This is a genomic window from Mediterraneibacter glycyrrhizinilyticus, from assembly GCF_015560805.1.
GTDB lineage: Bacteria > Bacillota > Clostridia > Lachnospirales > Lachnospiraceae > Schaedlerella > Schaedlerella glycyrrhizinilytica_A.
Genome location: NZ_JADMSO010000003.1, coordinates 176,390 through 198,997, shown reverse-complemented (window position 1 = coordinate 198,997; position 22,608 = coordinate 176,390). Strand labels below are relative to the sequence as shown.

Below are 22,608 nucleotides of genomic sequence, written 5' to 3'. Positions count from 1 at the left end.
CCTGCCTCCTCGATTTTACTGCTGATTCACAGTACTTCTATTTTACAAGATCATCTTCCAGCAGATCGACGGAAACCAATGTGGATACGCCTTTTTCCTGCATGGTGATCCCGTAAAGCCGATCTGCCGCCGCCATCGTTCCGCGGCGGTGTGTGATCACGATAAACTGTGTATGTTCTGTGAGCTTATGCAGATACTGCGCGTATCGCCCGACATTGCTGTCGTCCAATGCCGCCTCGATCTCGTCCAGCAGACAGAACGGAGACGGCTTTAAGTTCTGGATCGCAAATAGCAAAGAAATCGCAGTCAGAGCTTTCTCTCCACCGGAAAGCTGCATCATATTCTGCAGTTTCTTTCCCGGCGGCTGCGCGATGATGCGTATTCCCGCTTCCAGCACATCCTCATCTTCCATCAGTTCCAGCGTTCCTTTTCCGCCGCCGAACAACTGTCGGAATACTTTGTCAAACTCGCTGCTGATCAAGGCAAACTGCTCCTGGAACTGTTTGCGCATCGCGGCATCCAGCTCCTCGATGATCTTCACAAGCGTAGCCTCCGCCTCGATCAGATCTTCATGCTGTCCGCTCAAAAATTCATATCGTTCCGACACATTCTTATAATCCTCGATCGCATTGACATTGACATTACCAAGTTTCCGGATCTCCTGTTTCAGCAGTTGGATCTGCTGCTTCATATAGGACAGATCCGTTAGATTTTCATTGCGGAGCTCCATCGCCCGCCCGTAGGTCAGCTCATATTCTTCCCACATATAGTTGATCTGCTTGTCAGATGCTTCCTCATAGCCCTCTTTCTGGCTGTTCAGACGGAAACACTCTTTATCCAGATCTGACATATGCTTTGAAAGTTCTTCGCGCTTTCCTAAAAATGTCTTATGTTTCTGGTTCAGCTCATCCCGTTTTGTGCTCTGGACCTTGATCTCTTCCTGGATTTCGGCAAACAATTCTTTGGAATCTTCGATCGTCTGTCGTAATTCTGTGATCTGCTCTTCTTTCACCCGGATCTCTTCCGACGCATTGCCCTTGTACTGATCCAGTTCTCTTAATTCCTCTGCAAATCTGGCAGATTCCTCCTCCACACGGCTGATATTTTCCAGAATAAATGTATTCTGCTGTTCCAGACTTGCAAATTTCAGATGTACTTCCTCCGACTTGCGCATCTGGGAAGTTTCCTCAATACGCTCCTGCTCCAGAAGTCCGTTTAATTCCTCAATGCGCTCATTCCATTCTTTTTCCAGACGTTCGGATGTCTCCAGTTCCATCTGGATCGAATCTTCATTGTCTTTGATCTGACGGATCTGTTCTTCCAGTTCATTCTGCTCACTCTTATAACCACGGTGACGTTCGGAAAGTTCCCGCAATTTTGCCTGCACCTGCTCCATATTCATCTTCACGGTATTCTCCGTGATCGATGCGTTCCCGAGTTTCTGCTGGATCTCATCGTTGGCACTGTAACATGCGGCACGCTTCTCTTTGATCGCGCTCACTTCCTGCTCCATCGCGCTCATATCTTTCTTCAGCAGCGCCACCGTCTCTTCAAATTCTTCGATCTCACGCCGTCTGCTGAGGAGATTGCTGGAATTTTTAAACGCACCTCCGGTCATAGATCCGCCCGGATTGATCAAATCTCCCTCCAGCGTGACCAGGCGCAGCGACTGACGGTATTTTCTGGCGATCGCGATTCCGTGATCGATATGGTCTACCACGATCGTCCGCCCGAGAAGCTGATCGGCAAGTACTTGGAACTTCGCTTCCACCGTCACCAGTGTATTGGCAAGCCCGATCACACCCGGTTCTTTCAATGCCTGCGCATCCCGGATCCCGCCGCTTCCATGCATACTTGTCAGAGGTAAAAATGTCGCGCGTCCGAATTTATTCTGCTTCAGGTACTGGATCATCCGCTTTGCGGTCTCCTCGGTATCCGTAACAATATTCTGGATACTTCCGCCAAGCGCCGTTTCCACGGCGATCTCATATTCTTTCTCTACCTTGATGATGTCTGCCACAACACCGAGAAGTCCCGGTACCCGGTCTTTGTTGCTCATGACTTTTCGGATGCTGTTGCCATATCCGTCATAACGCTCGGTAATATTTTTCAAGGACTCCAGACGGGAAGACTCCCTGTGATACGCAGTCTGTCCGACACGCAGCTTTTCCTGCTTCTCGGAAAGTTCTCTCTGATACTGTCCGATCTTCTGCTCATTTTCCTTGATCTGCTCCGAAAACCGTGTGATCTGCTCCCGTACGCTGACAAGTTCTTCCTCATAGGAACGCAACGCGCTGTTCTGCCTTTCCCCCTCGCTTGCCGTCTCAAGGATCAATTTATGTAATTCCGCACGCCGTGTCGTAAACTGTGCCTGCGTCGTATCAAAATGCTGGATCTTCGCACGGGTTGACGCACGGTTGTTCAGAAGCTCCATGATCTCCTGTTTCTTTTTTTCAACCTCCGCACTATGTTCTGCGATCCGGCTCTGCACTTCGATCAACGCCTGCTTCGCTTCCTGATCCTGTCTTGATATCTGCGTCAGTTTCTCTGTCACATCCGCTCTTTCCTGTGACAACGTATCTTTTTGTTTCTCCCTTGTCTCCAACTCGATCCGGATCGTCTGCTGCCGCTTGCCGTAATGCTCGTCGTTCATCCTGACCGTATTGATCTGTTCTTTTAAGACATTGATCTGCCCCTCCAGCTGCTGTTTTAACAGTGTCGTCTCATTCAGCTGGCTCTTTGCTTTCTCGATGGAAAGGTCGATTCCCTCCACTTCTTCCTCGATCGCCTCGTACTCGGCTTTCATCTCCTCATACCGGATGCCCGCCTCGCTCAATTCATCCGTCGCCAACTGAAGTTTTTCTTCGATCCCTCGGGTCAGCTCCCGAAGACGTTCTGTCTCCAACAGAAACATATTGATATCAAACGTCTTCAGTTCTTCTTTCTTTTTCAAATATTCTCTTGCCACCTCGGACTGCTTCTGAAGTGGTCCGATCTGTTTTTCCAACTCCGATAAAATATCATTGACACGGGTTAAGTTCTGTCGTTCCTCATCCAGTTTTTTCAGAGACAATGCTTTTCTGCGCTTAAACTTTACGATTCCGGCAGCCTCGTCGAAAAGCTCCCGCCTCTCTTCCGGTTTTCCGCTTAAGATCTTATCGATCTGCCCCTGTCCGATGATCGAATATCCCTCTTTACCAATACCGGTATCATAGAACATCTCATTGATATCTTTCAGACGGCAGGAGGCTCCATTGATCAGATATTCACTTTCTCCCGAACGGTACAGCTTTCTTGTAACCGTCACTTCCTCATAGTCCACCGGAAGCTGATGATCTGAATTATTCAGCGTGATCGCAACGGAAGCATAGCTGAGCGGCTTTCGGTTCTCTGTTCCCGAGAAAATGACATCCTGCATCGTGCCGCCCCGAAGCTGTTTCACTCTCTGCTCTCCGAGCACCCAGCGTACCGCGTCGGCAACGTTGCTTTTTCCACTTCCGTTCGGTCCGACGATTCCGGTGATCCCCTCGTGAAACTCAAATTTGATCTTGTTTGCAAAGGACTTAAATCCCTGTACTTCAATACTCTTTAAATACATAACTCACCTGTTCTTACTGTTCTTTTTTCAATCGCAGAATCGCACGGTAAGCCGCCTCCTGCTCCGCTGCTTTCTTGGAACGTCCTTTTCCGCTCCCATAAGAAACTCCGCCGATCTCCGCATTGACTGAGAATACTTTGTTATGATCCGGTCCGTCTTCTCCCGTCAAGCGATAGTTCACCGCTTCTTTTCCCTTTGCCTGCACGATCTCCTGCAAAATAGTCTTGCTATCGAAAAAGAGTTTCTTATCTTCAAGATCCGATAAAATAAACTTATGGATAAACTCTTTTGCATTAGTAAAACCACTGTCCAGGTAAATCGCGCCGATCAATGCTTCCATTGCGTCTGACGTCACAGAATCTCTCTGCCGGCCGCCGGTCGCCTCTTCACCTTTTCCGAGAAGCAGGTACTTCCCCAGATCGATATCTCTGGCGCAAAAAGCAAGCGATGGCTCGCATACCATACTTGCACGCGTCTTTGTCAGTTCCCCCTCTGAAACTTTCGGATATTCTTTAAATAAAAATTCACTGGACACCAATTCCAGCACTGCGTCTCCCAGAAATTCAAGCCGTTCGTTACATTCCTGCTTCGGCATACGTTTTTCATTCGTGAAAGAACTATGTCTCAGCGCCCGCTCCAACAAGGATACGTCCCGGAACTCATACCCGATCCGCGCTTCCAGTTCCTTTAATCTTTCTCTCATCGACCGTTCCTTTCTCATCAAATCGAAAAAGCCCTCCAAGGGCTTTTCCGGTTCACATTCTATCAATTCATTATTCTACAACTTTTCTGATCTGGTCTGCCGCGTCCTGTACGGTCTTGATCTTCTCAGCTTCCTCGTTGTCGATCTCAATATCAAATTCTTCCTCGATTCCCATGATAATCTGGAATACATCAAGAGAATCCGCTCCCAGATCATCTACAAACGTTGTCTCCGGACGGATCTCCTCCTCTGAAACATTCATAACCTCTGCAATGATTTTCTGTAATTTTTCAAATTCCATGACTTTGATTCCTTTCCCGATTTAATCTTCCTTTTTTTCTTCCGACGCAGCTTCGATCGATACGCGGATCTTCTCATTGATCTGCTGTTCTTTAAATGCCACGCACTGAATAATGGAATTACACACTTCTTTCGCTTTGGAGCTTCCGTGTGTCTTGACAACCAGTCCGTTCAATCCCAAAAGCGGCGCTCCGCCGTATTCACTGGCGTCAAAATCTTTTAATGTAGCCTTTAATGCCGGTTTTACAAGAAGCGCTCCGATTTTTGAACGCAGGGTTGCCATCATACCGTGTTTCACTTTTCGGATCAATGTTGCCCCGACTCCCTCGTATAATTTCAGGATCACGTTTCCTACAAACGCTTCACAGACTACCACGTCCACAGCTCCGGACGGAATGTCTCTCGCTTCCACACTTCCCACAAAGTTGATGTCTTTGCACGCTTTCAGAAGCGGGAACGTCTCTTTCACGAGCGCATTTCCTTTCTCTTCCTCCGCTCCGATGTTGACGATCCCTACCGTCGGATTCTTCTTTCCGATCACATGTTCCATATAAATGGAACCCATCTTTGCGAACTGGACAAGATGTGCCGGTCTGGCATCGACATTCGCCCCGCAGTCGATCAAAAGTGACATTCCCTTTGCCGTCGGGATCAACGGGGCTAACGGCGCCCGGTTCACTCCCGGGATCCTGCCTACAAGCACCTGACCTCCTACAAGGATCGCTCCGGAACTTCCTGCTGAAACAAGCGCATCCGCCTCTTTATTCTTCACAAGCTGCATCGCTTTCACAAGAGACGAATCTTTCTTTCTGCGGATCGCAAGCACCGGCGGCTCTGCCGTCTCGATCACCTCTGATGCATGCACCACCTCGATCTGCTCTTTCGGATATGTATATCCGGCGAGCGCTTCCTCGATCAGATCCTGCTTTCCTACCAATAACACTTTTATATCGCTGCGCTTCTGCACTGCCTCAACCGCACCTTTTATCATCTCTTTCGGCGCATTATCACCGCCCATGGCATCCAGTGCAACTACCGTCATCTCGGACATCTTTTTTCCTCCTTTGCTGCTTCTATTAATTCTACTAAACATCCCTCTAAAAATCAAGAACAAAAGATGGTTCCCACACATGAAAAATATACAACCACCGGAAGTGCCAAAAGGCACATTCCGGGATTGTAAGCAGTCGCCAAGGTCTCGGGCAAGCCCGGACTTTGGCTCGTCGCCTATATAAAAAATGCAGAGCAACCACTCGGGTTCTCTGCATTTTCACCGTCATTCTTAGTCAACAGCTATGATTTCTTTTTTATTGTAGCTGCCGCATGCCTTACATACTCTGTGAGGCATCATAAGTTCTCCGCACTTCGGGCACTTCACCAGGTTCGGAGCGCTCATCTTCCAGTTAGCTCTTCTCTTATCTCTTCTAGCTTTTGAAGATTTATTCTTTGGACAGATAGACATAGGTTACACCTCCTTAAAATTCTTAAACAGATCACGGACAACTGACATTCTTGGGTCAAGTCCTGTGTCTTCACAGTCACAGGTACCCTCATTTAGATTCTGACCACAAACGCTGCAAATGCCCTTACAGTCTTCACTGCAAAGAACTTTTGTCGGCCATCCCACCAATATCTCGTTATAGAGCATTTTGTCCACGTCAAGATAATATCCGTCAATAAAATTGGATTCGTCGAATCCCTCTGGCAGTTCAGCATCCGATGTGCCAAGGTCGACCTGCTTCATAAAACAAAGCGGGATCTCCTCTTTCACCTCACTTAAGCATCTGTCACACGGAATCAGGACTGACACACGTGTCTCTGCCTGAATCTCCAGTTCCTTGTTCTTCCTGTGAGATACTCTGACATGTACCGGATCTTTTTCAATAATCGGAAACACACCGCTCTTCATGCGGATCTCTTTCAATTCAAAAGATACTGTCACATCAATCGGTTTATGCTGCTCTGACAATACGTCTGATAGGTTAATCACCATTGCTATTACTCCTATTCACACCTAAACTATTATATCATGTAAAATGTGTTTGTCAATATGAAATTATCACATTTTAATTTTTTCGTAATAGCCGATTATAAAAGCGCTACGGTCTCTCGAGCGATCGCAAGTTCTTCGTTGGTCGGAACAACCATAACTTTCACTTTGGAATCCGGAGTGGAGATCACAACTTCTTCTCCGCGGATCGCATTCTTTTCGTTGTCAATCTCAATTCCGAGGAATCCGAGGTACCGGCAGACTTCTTCACGAACCTGTACGACATTCTCTCCGATTCCCGCCGTAAATACGATATTGTCCACGCCATTCATTGCAGCAGTATACGCACCGACATATTTTGCCACACGGTATGCAAATACTTCCAATGCGATCTGTGCCGGTTTCTGTCCCTCTGCCGCTGCGGCAGTCAGGTCACGGAAATCACTGGACACACCGTTGGAAAGTCCGTATACACCGGATTCTTTATTCAGGACTTTCATCAGTCCCTCAATATCCAGATTCTCTTTCTTTGCAATGAATTCCAGGATCGCCGGGTCAATATCACCGGAACGTGTTCCCATGACAAGTCCCTCCAGCGGAGTCAGTCCCATGGAAGTATCCACAGATTTTCCGTTTAATACGGCAGATACGCTTGCCCCGTTTCCAAGATGGCAGACGATCGTTTTTGTCTGGTCATACGGAACACCTGCAATCTCTGCCGCCCGTTTGGACACAAAGCTGTGGCTTGTTCCGTGGAAACCATAACGTCTTACTTTGTATTTTTCATAATAAGAATACGGAAGTCCGTACATATATGCTTTTTCCGGCATTGTCTGGTGGAAAGCGGTATCAAAAACTGCGACCATCGGTGTATTCGGCATCAGCTTCTCACATGCTTCTACACCGATCAGGTTGGCAGGATTGTGAAGCGGCGCCAGATCGTTACATTCTGTAACTGCTTTCTTTACTTCCTCGGTGATCACAACGGACTGTGCAAATTTCTCTCCGCCGTGTACGACACGGTGTCCGACAGCTCCGATCTCGTCCAGGCTCTTTACGACTCCTGTCTTTTCATTCGTCAAGGCATCGATCACAAACTGGATCGCTTCGGTATGAGTCGGCATTGCTTTCTCGAAAATTTCTTTTTCTCCGCCTGCCGGCTGATATGTCAGTCTTCCGTCGATCCCGATTCTCTCGCAAAGTCCTTTTGCCAGAACTGCCTCTGTGTCAGAATTGATTAACTGGAATTTCAATGATGAACTTCCGCAATTGATAACTAATACGTTCATTTTTCTATATCCTCCACATATCATTCTTTATAGGAACCGTCCTAAGTTCCTCATCCATTCCGGATAATTTTTTTAGTTCTGTGCCTGAGCCTGTACGGCTGTGATCGCAATGACACCTTCGATGTCTTCTGCACTGCATCCGCGGGACAGATCGTTGACCGGAGCTGCGATTCCCTGTGTCAGCGGTCCGTAAGCTTCCGCTTTTGCCAGTCTCTGTACCAGTTTGTATCCGATATTTCCGGCATCCAGATCCGGGAAGATCAATACGTTGGCATGTCCCGCAACCGGGCTTCCCGGAGCTTTTGACTCTCCGACAGACGGTACGATCGCCGCGTCAAGCTGCAGTTCTCCGTCTAATTTCAGTTCCGGTGCAAGCTCTTTTGCGATCTTGGTAGCTTCTACGACTTTGTCTACGTCCGCATGCTTTGCACTTCCTTTTGTGGAGTGGGAAAGCATTGCGACTGCGGCCTCTTTTCCTGTCAGCAGTTCAAATGATGCTGCGGAAGAAACTGCGATATGTGCAAGTTTCTCCGGATCCGGATTCTGTTCCAGACCGGAATCTCCGAATACAAACGTTCCCTCTGCTCCCATCTCGCAGTCCGGAACAACCATTACGAAGAATGCGGAAACAAGCTTTGTTCCCGGTTTGGTCTTCAAAATCTGCAGACACGGACGCAGTGTATCTGCTGTGGAGTGACATGCACCCGAAACCATTCCGTCCGCATCTCCCATTTTTACCATCATAACACCGTAATATAAATAGTTGTTCAGAAGCAGTTCTCTTGCCTGTTCTTCTGTCATACCTTTTTTCTGTCTCAATTCTACAAGCTTCGCAATGTATGCTTCTGTCTTGTCATTTGTCGCAGGATCTACGATCTGTGCGCCTGTAAGATCATAACCGGCTCCGTTTTTCTCGATCTCTTCCTTGCTTCCTACAAGGATCAGCTTTGCAGTACCCTCTTTCAGTACGGCTTCCGCTGCCTTATAAGTTCTCTCGTCTTCTGTCTCCGGAAGCACGATCGTCTTTACGTCTGCTTTTGCTCTTGCTTTGATCTCATCAATAAATCCCATGGTTAAAAACCACCTTTCCTTTTTTCTCACTTTCTTCATTATAGCGCAAAGAAATACTGTATACAAGTGGGATTCATGTGCATTTTTAAGAACAATTTTATTTCGCTTTCTATATAAAAAGCGAAAAGGCTGCAAACGCAGCCTTTACATTCGATACAATGCAGTTATGATCGCGAAATACATCAGGATCGTACAAGTATCCATGATCGTGGAGATCAGCGGCGCCGCCATCAGCGCCGGATCGAGTCCGATCTTTTTTGCCAGAAGCGGAAGCGTACAGCCGACACATTTCGCCATGCATACAATGGCGATCATCGTAACGCCAATGGCGATCGCAAGCGTCAGATCCTGATCATACATCAGATATACGCGGATTCCATTGACGATCGCAAGCAGCACTCCGACGATCAGAGCCACCCGGATCTCTTTAAATACGACCCTGAAAAAATCTTTAAACTGGATCTCTCCCACGGCGAGTCCCCGGATCACCATCGTAGAACTCTGAGATCCGCTGTTTCCACTTGTTCCCATCAGCATCGGAATAAAAGTGATCAGCACCGGCATCGCCGCCATTGCCTTTTCATAATGCGCCAGGATCTCGCCGCTGACCGTTGCCGAAAGCATCAGAAGCATCAGCCACAGCGACCGGTTCTTCGCATGTTGAAAAACGGACGTACCGAAATACGAATCTTCGTTCGGGCTGACACCGGCCATCATGCTGATATCTTCCGTTGTCTCTTCCTGCATAACGAGCATGGCGTCGTCAACCGTAACGATTCCGACAAGACAATTCTCGTGATCGATGATCGGGATCGCAACAAGACCGTATTTCCGGATCTTGCTTGCCACCTCTTCCTGATCATCTAACGTGCGGGCACAAAGTACATTTTCATCCATGATCTCTTCGATCAATCTGGACTCGCCGGCCGTCAGAAGATCCTTGACGTCCACCGCCCCGATCAGTTTTTTCTTCTCTGTCACATAACAAGTATAGATCGTCTCCCGGTTGATACCAACCTGCCGGATCTTCAAGATCGCTTCTTCCACCGTCATCTCTTTGCGCAGGCTGATATACTCCACATTCATGATGCTTCCCGCGCTGTCCTCCGGATACTGCAGAAGCGCATTGATCTTCTGTCTTGTTTCCTCGTCGGTTACCGACAGCAGACGGTCTACCACATTGGCAGGCATCTCTTCCAGTACGTCGACCGAGTCGTCAAGGTACATCTCATCCATGACCTCTTCCAACTCCGAGTCTGTCAATGCATTGATCAGATATTCACGCATATCGCTATTCATATCCGTAAATACTTCCGCCGCCTCTTCTTTCGCCAGAAGCCGGAAGATCAGGATCATCTGCCGCTGCTCAATGTCCTCTAAAATCTCTACAATATCAACGGGGTGCATCGTTTCCAGCAATTCTTTTAATTCTTTGAACTCCCTCTTTTCAAGCAGTTCTTCGACCTGTTCTTTCTTCATTACGTCCCCCGCTTTCGTTCATTTCATTTTTCTTGATGTTTTTTTACCATCTTTTATAGTATAATAGTTCTCAAAAAGATATACAAGGAGATTCTTATGAAAATTGTCGGATTAATCGCTGAGTACAATCCATTCCATAACGGACACCGCTATCATATCGAGCAGGCAAAAAAAATCACAGGCGCCGACCACGCAGTCGTTGTGATGAGCGGCGACTATGTACAGCGCGGGATTCCCGCATGCATGCCCAAACGTCTCCGAGCGGAAATGGCATTAAAATGCGGTGCTTCCGCGGTTTTTGAACTTCCTGTCTGCTATGCGACCGGCAGCGCGGAATTATTCGCAGAGGGCGCTGTTTCTCTTCTCGATCGGCTCGGCATCGTCGATACGCTTGTATTCGGCAGTGAGTGTAACGACCTCGAAAGTCTTTCGCAGATCGCCGATCTTCTCGTGGAGGAACCGGAACTTTACCGAACCGTCCTTAGGTTCCATTTAAAAAACGGAGCTTCCTATCCCATGGCACGGCAGGAAGCCGTCTCCGCATGTCTCCGCGGAAACGACTGCTCTTTCCTCTTAAACGATCCGAACAATATTCTCGGGATCGAATATTTAAAAGCCCTGAAGCGTCAGAAAAGCCGGATCATACCGTACACGATCGCCCGGCGCGGAGCACATTATCACGATCCGGATCTGCACGATTCCTACAGCTCCGCTTCCGCGATCCGTTCCTTGCTCGCCTACTCCGGTTCCGCGGTTCATATCGACCATGCCGGTCAGCCGGAATCTTCCGGGATACACCATATCCTCGGTGAGTTGGAACATCAGGTTCCGGAATCCTGTCTGGAATTATTAAAAGATCATCACAGGATCCAGTATCCGATCTGCCAGAATGATTTTTCTCTCATTTTAAAGTATAAACTGCTCAACAAAAAACCGGATTCCCTGATCCGATACATGGATGTTTCTCAGGAACTTGCCAACCGGATCTGCGCGCAGCTCAATCATTATTTTCACTACCAGCAGTTCTGCGAACTTCTGAAAACACGGGAGCTCACGCAGACCCGTGTCAACCGGGCGCTGCTGCATATTATGCTGGGGATCAAAAAGAAAAATGTCGCCGCCTATACTTCCGATCATTTTCATTATTATGCCCATCTTCTTGGCTTTCGGAAAGACTCGGAAAAAGTGATCTCCGCAGCCGCCAGGCACGGAAAGCTTCCGCTGCTCACCCGCCTGTATGACGCCGGACATCTCCCGGAATCCGGACAGAAAATGCTGACGCAGGATGTTTTAGCTTCTAATCTTTACACGTCCGTTGTGACAGACAAGTATAAAACAGCTTTTAAAAATGAGTATAACCAGGGGATCCTTAAAATATAAGGTTCCTCTGGTTATCTCTTTCCTGTCAACAGCATCCGTGTACAAGAAAAATACGCCTTTTGTACACGGACGCTGCAATCTTTTAAGCGCACACGCGTATCGTCAGATCTTCACTTTCTTCGTACAAGTCACCGCCATCGCTCCCGGACCGATATGGCATGCAACGCTCAAAGACAGCGGAGCTTCCATGATCTCAAACTGTGGAAACATCGTATGGATCTCTTCTTTCCATTCCGCTGCGTCTTCCTTGCTGCATGTGCACACAACGCCCAATACAAGCTGATCTTCTTTTCCTTTGAAACGTTCTTTCAGATCCGCCTCAATTGCCTTGAGCATCGTACGCTTTGCCGCTTTCCATCCGCGTACTTTTGCAAACGCATCCAGCTTTTCTCCCTGGATCTGCAAAACCGGCTTCAGATTCAATACCGTTCCGAGCGCTGCCGCTGCCGGAGTGATCCGACCGCCTTTCTTTAAATATTTCAGCGTATCTACGGTAATGTAGATCGTAGACTCAAACTTTTCCGCCTCCAGGATCTCTTTGATCTGCGAGGCGTCTTTTCCTGCATCCCGCAAAAGCATCGCATCATAAACCGCCTGCTCCTGCGTCACGGAAATCCGCTGGTTGTTCACCACCTGCACTTTCCCGTCATAATCCTGCGCCAATGTCATCGCGGTTTCACAAGATCCGCTCAAACCGCTGGACATCGGGATATGTACGACCTCATCATATTCTTCCAGCAGCTGATCCCAGCGTTCCATCACATCTCCCGGAGACGGCTGGGAAGTGGAAATGTCCGCATCCGCTTCCAGATATTTGTAAAATTCTTCCTGTGTCAGTGTAATATCTTCAAAATACAGCTTCTCATTGATAAAGAACGGCATCGGCAGAACACAGATTCCCAGTTCTTTGCCCTTTTCCTGTGTGATCCCACTGTTGCTGTCTGTCATGATCGCTATTTTTTTCATGTCGCTTCCTTTCTGTGCTAATTTTTGAAACTATGGATCGGAGCCGGTATTCTTCCTTTTCTGCTGATAAATGCATCACAGCCGAATTCATTGACCGGCATGATCGGCGCATATCCGAGAAGTCCTCCAAACTCCGCGATTTCTCCTACATCTTTTCCGATCACCGGGATCAGACGGACTGCTGTCGTTTTCTGGTTGACCATACCGATCGCCATCTCGTCCGCGATGATCCCGGAGATCGTACTTGCCTCGGTCTTTCCCGGAATGGCGATCATATCCAGTCCCACCGAGCAGACACAAGTCATCGCCTCCAGTTTCTCCAGTGTCAGGCTTCCCGCATTGACCGCGTCGATCATTCCCTGATCTTCGCTGACCGGAATAAACGCGCCGCTGAGTCCTCCTACATAAGAAGACGCCATCACGCCGCCTTTTTTTACCTGATCGTTCAGCATTGCCAGCGCCGCCGTCGTTCCCGGTGCGCCGACCCGCTCCAGTCCGATTTCCTCAAGGATCTCCGCCACGCTGTCGCCGATCGCCGGTGTCGGGGCCAGCGAAAGATCTACGATCCCGAACGGAACACCGAGGCGTTTTGACGCTTCCCCTGCGACAAGCTGTCCCACACGGGTTACCTTAAACGCTGTCTTTTTGATCGTCTCGCAAAGTTCTTCAAATCCTTTTCCCCGCACGTTTTCCAACGCTTTTTTCACAACTCCCGGACCGCTGACACCGACATTGATCACAGCGTCCGCTTCCGTCACGCCTAAAAATGCGCCTGCCATAAACGGGTTGTCATCCGGTGCGTTACAGAAGATCACCAGTTTCGCACAGCCAAGAGAGTCATTCTCTTTCGTCGCCTCGGCAGTTGCTTTTACAATCTCGCCGCAGAGACGGACCGCGTCCATATTGATGCCGGTTTTCGTCGAGCCGACATTGACAGAACTGCAGATCCGCTCGGTTACTGCCAGCGCCTGCGGGATCGAACGGATCAGATTCTCATCACTCTTTGTCATCGCTTTGGAGACAAGTGCCGAATAACCGCCGATAAAGTTCACGCCGACTTCTTTCGCCGCGCGATCCAGCGTCTTTGCCACCTCCACAAAATCTTCCGGACATTTGCATGCCGCAGCGCCGACCAGGGCGATCGGCGTAATGGAAATCCGTTTATTCACGATCGGAATCCCGAATTCTTTTTCAATATCCTGCCCCGTGCTGACCAGATCTTTTGCAATGGTTGTGATCTTATCATAAATCTTCCGGTTCAATTCTTCCAGATTGGAGTCCACACAGTCCAACAGGCTGATTCCAAGTGTGATCGTACGCACATCCAGATTTTCGTGTTCGATCATCTTATTTGTCTCTGATACTTCATACATATTAATCATGTCTGGTTCCTCGCATTCGTTTTTCGTTTTCCGCTTACAGTCTGTGCATTTTTTCAAAAATCTCTTCTCTCTGGCAGTGGATCGTCACGCCGATCTCCTCACCGAGCGTCGCCATCTCGTCACAGACCGCCGTAAAATCCTGTTCCAGATCCGATATGTCCACGATCATCATCATATTGAAGTATCCCTGAATGATCGTCTGTGAAATATCCAGAATATTGATCTGATGCTCTGCAAGATAAGTACATACCTTTGCAATGATCCCTACGGTGTCTTTTCCCAATACTGATACGATACATTTTTTCATCCTGTTTGTCCTCCTGCACATTCTATTTTCTGCTTAAAACATAAGGATCTCCGATACGCTGTCGCGGTTTGCGACCTGCATATTCAGTTCCTCTCCTTTATAAGGATTGTCCCCGAGCGTTACTTCCAGCTTCACAGTCTCATACGCAAGTTTTGCATAATTATTCTCCTTGCTCAAATGCCCCAAAACAATATGTTTCAAATTATCATGTAGTATATCACAAAGAAGTCTGCCTGACAATTCGTTGGACAAATGCCCCCTGTCTCCCAGAATCCTTCGCTTCAGATGATACGGATATCCGCCGACTTCCAGCATATGTACATCGTGATTTGCTTCCAGAAGCACTGCATCCAGATTTTCCAGTTTCTTCACGATATAGTCGTTATAGATCCCCAGATCCGTCGCCACCGCCGCCGCTTTCCCGCCGCACTCCATCCGATAGCCGGACGGCTCGTTGGCATCATGAGAAATCGCAAACGGATCGACCGTAATATCTCCCAGCGTAAATTTCTCGTCGACCGTGATCGGATGCAGGATCCCATCCGGCAGTTTTCCGAGACTGGAACTGGATTTGATCCCCTCGATCGTTCCCGGCGTCGCATAGATCGGGACTCCATACTTCCTGCTGAACACCCCCAGCCCCTGAATATGGTCTGAATGTTCATGGGTCACAAGGATCCCGTCCAGTTCATCCCCTTTGATCTCCAGCTTTTCCAGTCCGGCTTCGATCCTTTTTTTGCTGATGCCCGCATCCACAAGCAGGTGCGTATCGTCGCTTCCCACATAAATACAGTTGCCGCTGCTTCCGCTGGCAATACTGCACATTCTCATAATAATTCTCCTATCTGTTTCTTTGTATTTTCCAATGTTCCGCTGTTGTCGATCATGTGACCGCAGCTTTCCCGGAACATCCGTTCCGTCGGCTGTGATGCGATCATCTGCGTGATCTTCTCGTCCGTATAGCCGCGCGATTCTTTCAGTCTGCGTCTCCTCACCGGTTCTTCCGCATAAATATACCACATTTCATCACAGATCGACTCGTATCCCGCAGTCGGAAGAAGCGCCGCCTCGATCACATACAGCCCGACGCCGTCCTTTCGCTTCCGCGCAATGTCCTCCCGCACCCATTCTTTTACTTTCGGATGCACGATCGTATTTAACTTTGCAAGTTTTTCCGGATCCCGGAACACAATTTCCGCAAGCCGGCTCCGATCCAGCTCTCCGTCATCCCCCAGAATCTCGACGCCAAATTGTGCAACGATCTGTCCAAAGCATTCCTGTCCGCTTTTCTGCAGATTCTTTGCCACCTCGTCCAGCTCTGTGACCACCGCGGCGTACTCCGATTCCAGATATGCGAGCACCGCGCTTTTTCCGCAGCCGACGCCGCCGGTAATTCCTATTACTTTCATATCCTTTTTCTGCCCCCCGCTATTTTGCCTCATACCAGCTGTTTCCCGTATGCATATCGACGATCAACGGTACTTTTAACCGGGCGGCATGTTCCATCTGTTCTTTTAAAATGCCTTTTACTTCCTCCAGTTCTTCCACCGCCGTCTCGATCAAAAGTTCATCGTGCACCTGCAGGATCAACCTGGATCTCAATCCCCGTTCTTTTAATTCCCGGTCCACACCGATCATTGCGATCTTGATCACGTCCGCCGCAGTTCCCTGGATCGGCGCGTTCATCGCCACACGTTCCCCGAAATTCCGCTGCATAAAGTTGCTGGACTTCAATTCCGGTACCGGACGGCGGCGTCCGAACAACGTTACAACATAGCCGTTTTCTTTTGCGTGTTCCACCTGCTCATCCAGAAAACGTTTGATCCCCGGGTATGTTTCAAAATAACTTTCGATATATTGTGCCGCCTCTTTTCGTGTAATGCTCAAGTCCTGACTCAGCCCGAATGAACTGATCCCATAGACGATCCCGAAATTGACCGCTTTCGCATTTCTCCTCTGCAGATCCGTCACCTCATCAAACGGAATATGGAATACCTGTGACGCCGTCATCCGATGAATATCCTGCGCCTCCCGGTATGCCTGGATCAACTGCTCGTCTCCGGAACAATGCGCCAGGATCCGAAGTTCGATCTGTGAATAGTCCGCATCCAGAAAAACATATCCCTCCTCCGGAACGAATACTTTCCGGATCAGGCGCCCCAGTTCCATCCGCACCGGAATATTCTGCAAGTTCGGTTCGGTACTGCTGATCCGTCCGGTCGCCGTGATCGTCTGGTTGAATTTTCCGTGGATCCGCCCGTCTTCACCGATGTAATTTGCCAGTCCGTCCGCATATGTGGATTTCAGTTTTGTAAGCTGACGATATTCCAAGATCTTACTGACGATCGGATGATCCGGCGCCAGTTTATCCAACACATCCGCAGCCGTCGAATATCCGGTCTTTGTCTTCTTTCCCCCCGGAAGTCCGAGCTTTTCAAATAAGATCACACCGAGCTGTTTCGGAGAGTTGATGTTAAACGTCTCTCCGGCTTCCTCGCAGATCTCCTGTTCCAGTTCCGTGATCCGTCCGCCGAGCTGGTCTCCATAACTTTTCAGCGCTTCCCCCTCTACATGGATCCCCGCCTGTTCCATACCATACAATGTAAATAACAGCGGCATTTCAATATCCCGGAACAACTCATACATTCCGCTCTCTGCTAATTTTTCTTTCAAAAGCGGCGCCGCTTTCCATGCCGTATATGCCTCATAGCAGGATCTGCACATTCCGTCCGCTTTTTCATCGATCAAAAGCCCCAGCTGTTCTCTCGCCACATCCTCATACATATAATCATTTTTCAAAGGATTCAGCAGATACGCGGCTACCGTCGCATCAAAACAACGTTCATGCCGCTCTGCCTGAAAAAGGGAAAGATACTGTTTGAGATCAAACATCACAAACTCTCCTGCTGCCGCCTGAACCTCCCCTAACTTTTCAAATAACGCATCCATATCCGTCTCCATACTGCATGGGATCGAATACACTTTTTCTTCATCGCATGCAATGGAAATCCGTCCGTATCCGGAAGCATGTACAAACAGCGGAAGTACATTCCCATCCTCTTTCCAGATGGAAACACCCACCCGTTCTGCCTGACACGCTTTCGCAAACACCGTCTCTATTTCCTGCCGGTCCGTCACTTCACAAAACCGCTCTTCCACACGGTTTGCCGTCGCTTCCACATCAAACCGTCCAAGAAGATTCTTGAACTGCAGTCTCTGAAACAATTCATACGCTTCTTTTGTATATGGGTTGCCGTATTTAGCCTTTTCCGGATCAAATGCGATCTCCGCATGAGTGTCGATCGTCGCCAGCGTCTTGCTCATACACGCCTGTTCCCAGAATTCCCGGATATTTTTGCTCGCTCTGGGAGGCTTTACTTCCTCCGCATGGGCATAGACATTTTCAATCGTCTTGTATTCCGTGATCAGTTTGGTCGCCGTCTTCTCCCCGATCCCCGGAACTCCCGGAATATTGTCGGACGTATCGCCCATCAAAGCTTTCACATCAATAAATTCTGTCGGAGTAACGCCTAATTTTTCTTTGACGTCCGCCGCATAATAGTCTTCCACCTCGGTCCGCCCCTGCTTCGTCTTCGGGATCCGGATCTTCACTTTTCCGGTGGCAAGCTGCAGGGTATCCCGATCTCCGGAAATGATCGCAACATCCATCCCTTTTTCCTCACAGATCCGGGAAATCGTTCCGAGCAGATCGTCTGCTTCCAGTCCCGCTTTCTCGATCGTGGCGATCCGCATTGCCTGAAGCACTTCTTTGATCACCGGTACCTGCTGCCTCAGTTCCTCTGCCATCGGCTTTCTCGTTCCCTTATATTCCGCATACATCTCATGCCGAAATGTCGGCGCATGCACGTCAAATGTCACCGTCAGATATTCCGGTTTCTCCTCATCCAGGATTTTAAACATAATATTTAGAAATCCATACACCGCATTCGTATGCAGACCCTCCGCATTGGTCAGATCCGGCACGCCGTAAAACGCCCGGTTTAAAATGCTGTGTCCGTCTATTAAAACAATCTTTTCGCTCATACCGCTTCTCCTTTGCCGCTGTAAACAGCAACACTCCTTTTTATCCTAATAATTTAGTATACACTAAAAAGATTCTTTTTAAAAGCAGATTTTTGTGATATAGTGATAGCAGCGTCGGGGGATTCTGACGCTGCCTGCATTTTATCTGAACTTACATAAAGGAGGATATTTATATGGATGGAATTATTTTTGATGTGGACGGCACACTCTGGGATTCCACAGATACGGTCGCCGAATCATGGAACAATGCGATCCGTGAACATTCTTCTCTGGATCTTGTCGTGAACCGTCAGGTTTTAAGCGGACTGTTCGGAAAGACAATGGAAGATCTTTACCGCGCACTGTTTCCACAGCTTTCCGACGAAGAACGGACCCGGCTCGGGACCTTATGCTTTGAATATGAGAACAAACTGCTTCTTGAAAAACCCGGCACGCTCTATCCGGGTGTCGCAGAAACGCTCCAAAAGCTCTCTGAAAACTACGATCTCTATATTGTCAGCAACTGTCAGTGCGGATATATCGAGATCCTGCTGGAAACATGTCATCTGAAACCATACGTCAAAGACACACTTTGCTACGGGCAGACACAGACATCCAAAGGAAAGACGATCCGCACTCTGATGGAACGAAATCATATGGATACTGCCGTCTATGTGGGAGATACAAAAGGCGACTCCGATGCCTGTAAAGAAGCAGACATTCCGTTCATCTTCGCCTCTTACGGTTTCGGCGACGTACCGGACGCCAAGCAGACGATCGATTCCTTTCCGGAACTGCTGGATTTTGACTTTTCCTGAATCCTACCGAAAATATTTTTCTTTGATATGTTCCACCGGCATCTGCTGTCCGGTCCAGATCCGGAACGCTTCCGCCCCCTGGTACAACAACATATACATCCCGTTAAACGTACGGCATCCGGCTTCTCTGACCATTCTGAGAAGCCGGGTTTCTTTTGGATTATAGATCATATCCGATACGACTACGCCGGGATGCAGCATCGAAGCGTCTTTTAAAATACAAGTCTCCACATTCGGCGCCATCCCAAGCGACGTTGCGTTTGTAAGAAGCGCGCTCTCTCCGATCTCCCTGCGTAAAATCGATTCATCGTCATAATCGTATAAACGGATCCTGCATCCGGTCTGCTCCTTTAACCTGCCGATGATCCGCTCTGCACGTTCAAAAAAAGGAGTTCGTCGATTGAATACCGTGATCTCCGCCACACCGTCCAGCGCCGCCTGTACAAGGATCGAAGTCCCGGCTCCGCCCGCCCCGAAAATCGTCATTTTCTTTCCGATCACATCATATCCTGCATCCTTTACCGACATCATATATCCGATTCCGTCGGTCGTATATCCGGTCAGAACGCCATCCTCATTCACAACCGTATTCACCGCGCCAATGATTTCCGCAGCCGGAGATAAATGATCGCAGAGACTGCACATCAGGTTCTTATCCGGCATCGTCACATTAAATCCCCGCACATTCAACACTTTCAGCCCTTCTACCGCCGCTTCTAATTTGTCCGTCCCCACATCAAATGCAAGATACGCATAGTCCAGCCCCAATTCTTTAAACGCTTCATTGTGCATCATCGGCGAAATACTGTGTGTCACGGGACTTCCGAGAAGCCCTGTCAATCTTGTTTTTCCTGTAATCCGCTCTGTCATAACTCGATCCCCCGTTTTCTTTTATACGTTTTTTTAACGTCAGTGTACAAGGGGAAATACGCCTTGTATACCGACGCTGCATTTTCTTTTATATCTTGTCTTGTTCCTGCTGATTTCTGATCGCCAAAAAGAAAAAAGCACCGGAAACCGCTTTTCTACGGTATCCAATGCTCTTCATTCACTGCGGATGGTGGGACTTGAACCCACACGAGGTTGCCCCCGCAAGATTTTGAGTCTTGTGCGTCTGCCATTCCGCCACATCCGCTCACGGTCTGAACACTTGCTCCTCAAACCGTTTTATATCATAGCATAGTCCATTGGATAATGCAAGCTTTTTTTATCATCAAATTATAGTTTTCTGATTACTGTTTCTAATTACTGTTTATGAAATTAATGTTTTTCCGATCTCAAAACAATCGAATGTGGCAAAGTAGTCTGCCGGAGTCTCCGCCCGGCGGATCAGTTGTACACTTCCGTCCTCTTTCAGAAGTAATTCCGCAGATTTTAACTTTCCATTGTAATTATATCCCATGGAAAAACCGTGCGCTCCGGTATCATGGATCACGAGATAGTCCCCTTTGTCAATCTTCGGCAGCATCCGGTCAATCGCAAATTTGTCATTATTCTCGCAAAGAGAACCGGTCACATCATACTTGTGATCACATGGCGCTTCTTCTTTACCAAGCACGGTAATATGGTGATATGCGCCATACATAGCCGGACGCATCAGGTTCACTGCGCAGGCATCCACACCAATATACTCTTTGTGCGTATGTTTTTCGTGGATCGCCTTTGTCACAAGACATCCGTATGGCCCCATCATATAACGCCCAAGCTCGGTATAAATTGCCACATCGCCCATTCCCGCCGGAACGAGCACTTCCTCATACACGCGGCGCACACCGTCACCGATCGCACGGATGTTATTCGGTTCCTGATCCGGTGTATACGGAATGCCGATCCCGCCGGACAAATTGATAAATTTAATATGCACTCCGGTCTCTTTCTGCAGTCTCACCGCCTGTTCAAACAACACTTTCGCAAGCATCGGATAGTAATCGTTGGTCACCGTATTGCTTGCCAGAAATGCATGGATCCCGAATTCTTTCGCTCCCTTTTCTTTCAGGATCTGAAATGCGTCTTTGATCTGTTCCGTCGTCATGCCATATTTGGAATCTCCCGGATTATCCATAATGTCATTACTGATCTTAAATAACCCGCCCGGATTATAGCGGCAGCTGATCGTCTCCGGAATATGTCCGATCGTCTTCTCCAGAAAATCAATATGCGTAATATCATCCAGATTGATGATCGCTCCCAGCTTATCGGCATAAGCAAAGTCTTCTGCCGGCGTATCATTGGAAGAAAACATAATATCCGCGCCTTTTGCACCGATCGCCTCGGAAAGCATCAGTTCCGTATAAGACGAACAGTCGCAGCCGCAGCCATATTCCCGAAGAATCTGCATCAAAAACGGATTCGGCGTCGCTTTCACCGCAAAATATTCTTTGAATCCCGGATTCCATGAAAAAGCTTCTTTTAACGCTTTTACATTTTCCCGGATTCCTCTTTCATCATATAAATGAAACGGGGTCGGATATGTCTTTACCATCTCTTCAACCTGTTCTTTTGTCACAAAAGGTACTTTATTCATCTCCCTGTTCTCCTTCTCTTTTCTGTCTCTTCTGTCTTTCCAGACTCTCCTGCCCGATCCGGATCAGCCGGATCTCATTTGCAAGCGCATTTTTAAATAATTCCACAAAATTTTTCTGACCGGAGTACAGGCAGGTATTCGTGTTCCCGCCTCCGTACTCACCGGATAATGCATATTTCGAATCCACGATCACACCGATCTGATTCCCCTTATCCCCGGTCAAATATACGCTCGTCCCCGGAAATGCCCCATCCTCATCTGTGATGATCACAACTTTCCGCTTCTTTTCCACAAGAAGTTCCAAATCTTCTGCAAATTCTTGAATATGCGCCCCCGTACCGGAAATATAAACACGCTCCGCCGCATTCCGGATCAGATTGTGCAGTTTATCCCGGATATTCGCATCTCCCTCTATTGTGATATATCCCTCTTCCGCTTCTTTTATATCCGGAAGATTCTCCCGCATCCACTGTTCTTCTTCCTTGAGTTTCCGGATCCAGTTCCCGCAAAACTCCTCCAGCTTCACCGGTATATATTTTTTCGCACTCTCCTCCAGCACATATGCCGCGCCTTTTTCCGCCAGAACCGACAACGCACCGTATACGTTGGAACGGGAAATCCCGGTCTCTTTCGCGATCTCATACCCTGTCCGCTTTCCGTATAGTAAGAGATTCTGGTATACAAGCGCCTCCTGTCTGCTCAATCCGAAGTGCTGCAGATATGCCGCAAACGCTCCATTCTCCATTCTTTTCGCGCCTTTCATCCGCGGTTCCATTTG

The 22,608-nt window shown here is 48.3% G+C and carries 20 protein-coding genes and 1 tRNA gene; 2 read left to right on the top strand and 19 right to left on the bottom strand.

Annotation, left to right across the window (positions count from 1 at the left end):
- Positions 1 to 37: 37 nt before the first annotated feature.
- The 9 genes from smc to mgtE form a co-directional block, all read right to left on the bottom strand.
- Positions 38 to 3,598: a chromosome segregation protein SMC gene (gene smc, locus I2H87_RS04540; protein WP_195609418.1), complete on the bottom strand. Its 3,561-nt coding sequence runs from the start codon at positions 3,596 to 3,598 to the stop codon at positions 38 to 40.
- A 13-nt stretch (positions 3,599 to 3,611) separates the two neighbouring features.
- On the bottom strand, positions 3,612 to 4,301 hold the full coding sequence (gene rnc / locus I2H87_RS04535) for a ribonuclease III (protein WP_044955052.1): 690 nt from the start codon (positions 4,299 to 4,301) through the stop codon (positions 3,612 to 3,614).
- Positions 4,302 to 4,371: 70 nt separating this feature from the next.
- On the bottom strand, positions 4,372 to 4,602 hold the full coding sequence (gene acpP, locus I2H87_RS04530) for an acyl carrier protein (protein ID WP_009268277.1): 231 nt from the start codon (positions 4,600 to 4,602) through the stop codon (positions 4,372 to 4,374).
- A gap of 21 nt (positions 4,603 to 4,623) precedes the next feature.
- Positions 4,624 to 5,652 (bottom strand): phosphate acyltransferase PlsX, encoded by a 1,029-nt coding sequence (gene plsX, locus I2H87_RS04525; RefSeq protein WP_195609417.1) that lies wholly within the window; start codon positions 5,650 to 5,652, stop codon positions 4,624 to 4,626.
- 231 nt (positions 5,653 to 5,883) lie between these two features.
- Positions 5,884 to 6,063: a 50S ribosomal protein L32 gene (gene rpmF, locus I2H87_RS04520; protein ID WP_009268279.1), complete on the bottom strand. Its 180-nt coding sequence runs from the start codon at positions 6,061 to 6,063 to the stop codon at positions 5,884 to 5,886.
- A 3-nt stretch (positions 6,064 to 6,066) separates the two neighbouring features.
- Positions 6,067 to 6,594 carry a YceD family protein gene (locus tag I2H87_RS04515; protein WP_195609416.1) on the bottom strand — a complete coding sequence of 176 codons (528 nt, stop codon included), beginning with the start codon at positions 6,592 to 6,594 and terminating at the stop codon, positions 6,067 to 6,069.
- Positions 6,595 to 6,689: 95 nt separating this feature from the next.
- Positions 6,690 to 7,880 carry an acetate kinase gene (locus I2H87_RS04510; RefSeq protein WP_009268281.1) on the bottom strand — a complete coding sequence of 397 codons (1,191 nt, stop codon included), beginning with the start codon at positions 7,878 to 7,880 and terminating at the stop codon, positions 6,690 to 6,692.
- Between the two features lie 72 nt (positions 7,881 to 7,952).
- Positions 7,953 to 8,951, bottom strand: a complete 999-nt coding sequence (gene pta, locus I2H87_RS04505) for a phosphate acetyltransferase (protein WP_009268282.1) — start codon at positions 8,949 to 8,951, stop codon at positions 7,953 to 7,955.
- 144 nt (positions 8,952 to 9,095) lie between these two features.
- Positions 9,096 to 10,430 carry a magnesium transporter gene (mgtE, locus tag I2H87_RS04500; RefSeq protein ID WP_117549342.1) on the bottom strand — a complete coding sequence of 445 codons (1,335 nt, stop codon included), beginning with the start codon at positions 10,428 to 10,430 and terminating at the stop codon, positions 9,096 to 9,098.
- A 96-nt stretch (positions 10,431 to 10,526) separates the two neighbouring features.
- Between mgtE and I2H87_RS04495 the strand changes: the two genes are divergently transcribed.
- On the top strand, positions 10,527 to 11,810 hold the full coding sequence (locus I2H87_RS04495; RefSeq protein WP_120171137.1) for a nucleotidyltransferase: 1,284 nt from the start codon (positions 10,527 to 10,529) through the stop codon (positions 11,808 to 11,810).
- A gap of 102 nt (positions 11,811 to 11,912) precedes the next feature.
- Here I2H87_RS04495 and I2H87_RS04490 read toward each other — a convergent pair whose 3' ends face one another.
- Genes I2H87_RS04490 through polA form a run of 6 tightly spaced genes read right to left on the bottom strand, consistent with a single transcriptional unit; the run spans position 11,913 to position 18,509 of the window.
- On the bottom strand, positions 11,913 to 12,776 hold the full coding sequence (locus I2H87_RS04490; RefSeq protein ID WP_195609415.1) for a DegV family protein: 864 nt from the start codon (positions 12,774 to 12,776) through the stop codon (positions 11,913 to 11,915).
- Between the two features lie 17 nt (positions 12,777 to 12,793).
- Positions 12,794 to 14,158, bottom strand: a complete 1,365-nt coding sequence (locus I2H87_RS04485; protein ID WP_117549610.1) for a PFL family protein — start codon at positions 14,156 to 14,158, stop codon at positions 12,794 to 12,796.
- 34 nt (positions 14,159 to 14,192) lie between these two features.
- The gene (locus I2H87_RS04480; RefSeq protein ID WP_009268287.1) at positions 14,193 to 14,465 is read right to left on the bottom strand and encodes an ACT domain-containing protein; all 273 of its coding nucleotides are present in this window, start codon (positions 14,463 to 14,465) and stop codon (positions 14,193 to 14,195) included.
- A gap of 33 nt (positions 14,466 to 14,498) precedes the next feature.
- A complete protein-coding gene (locus I2H87_RS04475) occupies positions 14,499 to 15,296 on the bottom strand; it encodes an MBL fold metallo-hydrolase (RefSeq protein WP_009268288.1) in 798 nt (265 codons plus the stop codon).
- A complete protein-coding gene (coaE, locus tag I2H87_RS04470; protein WP_117549608.1) occupies positions 15,293 to 15,874 on the bottom strand; it encodes a dephospho-CoA kinase in 582 nt (193 codons plus the stop codon). The genes I2H87_RS04475 and coaE overlap by 4 nt, the downstream gene beginning before the upstream one ends.
- A gap of 19 nt (positions 15,875 to 15,893) precedes the next feature.
- The gene (gene polA, locus I2H87_RS04465; protein ID WP_195609414.1) at positions 15,894 to 18,509 is read right to left on the bottom strand and encodes a DNA polymerase I; all 2,616 of its coding nucleotides are present in this window, start codon (positions 18,507 to 18,509) and stop codon (positions 15,894 to 15,896) included.
- A 173-nt stretch (positions 18,510 to 18,682) separates the two neighbouring features.
- Here polA and I2H87_RS04460 point away from each other — a divergent pair, with 173 nt between their 5' ends.
- Positions 18,683 to 19,306, top strand: a complete 624-nt coding sequence (locus I2H87_RS04460) for an HAD family hydrolase (protein ID WP_195609413.1) — start codon at positions 18,683 to 18,685, stop codon at positions 19,304 to 19,306.
- Between the two features lie 3 nt (positions 19,307 to 19,309).
- Here the strand turns inward: I2H87_RS04460 and aroE are convergent, their stop codons facing one another.
- The 4 genes from aroE to I2H87_RS04440 form a co-directional block, all read right to left on the bottom strand.
- A complete protein-coding gene (gene aroE / locus I2H87_RS04455) occupies positions 19,310 to 20,176 on the bottom strand; it encodes a shikimate dehydrogenase (RefSeq protein WP_009268292.1) in 867 nt (288 codons plus the stop codon).
- A 182-nt stretch (positions 20,177 to 20,358) separates the two neighbouring features.
- Positions 20,359 to 20,441: transfer RNA gene (locus I2H87_RS04450), tRNA-Leu, on the bottom strand.
- A gap of 117 nt (positions 20,442 to 20,558) precedes the next feature.
- Positions 20,559 to 21,830 (bottom strand): diaminopimelate decarboxylase, encoded by a 1,272-nt coding sequence (locus I2H87_RS04445; protein WP_009268293.1) that lies wholly within the window; start codon positions 21,828 to 21,830, stop codon positions 20,559 to 20,561.
- A complete protein-coding gene (locus I2H87_RS04440; protein ID WP_044955056.1) occupies positions 21,823 to 22,575 on the bottom strand; it encodes a TrmB family transcriptional regulator in 753 nt (250 codons plus the stop codon). Before I2H87_RS04440 ends, I2H87_RS04445 begins: the two co-directional genes overlap by 8 nt.
- Between the last annotated feature and the right edge of the window lie 33 nt (positions 22,576 to 22,608).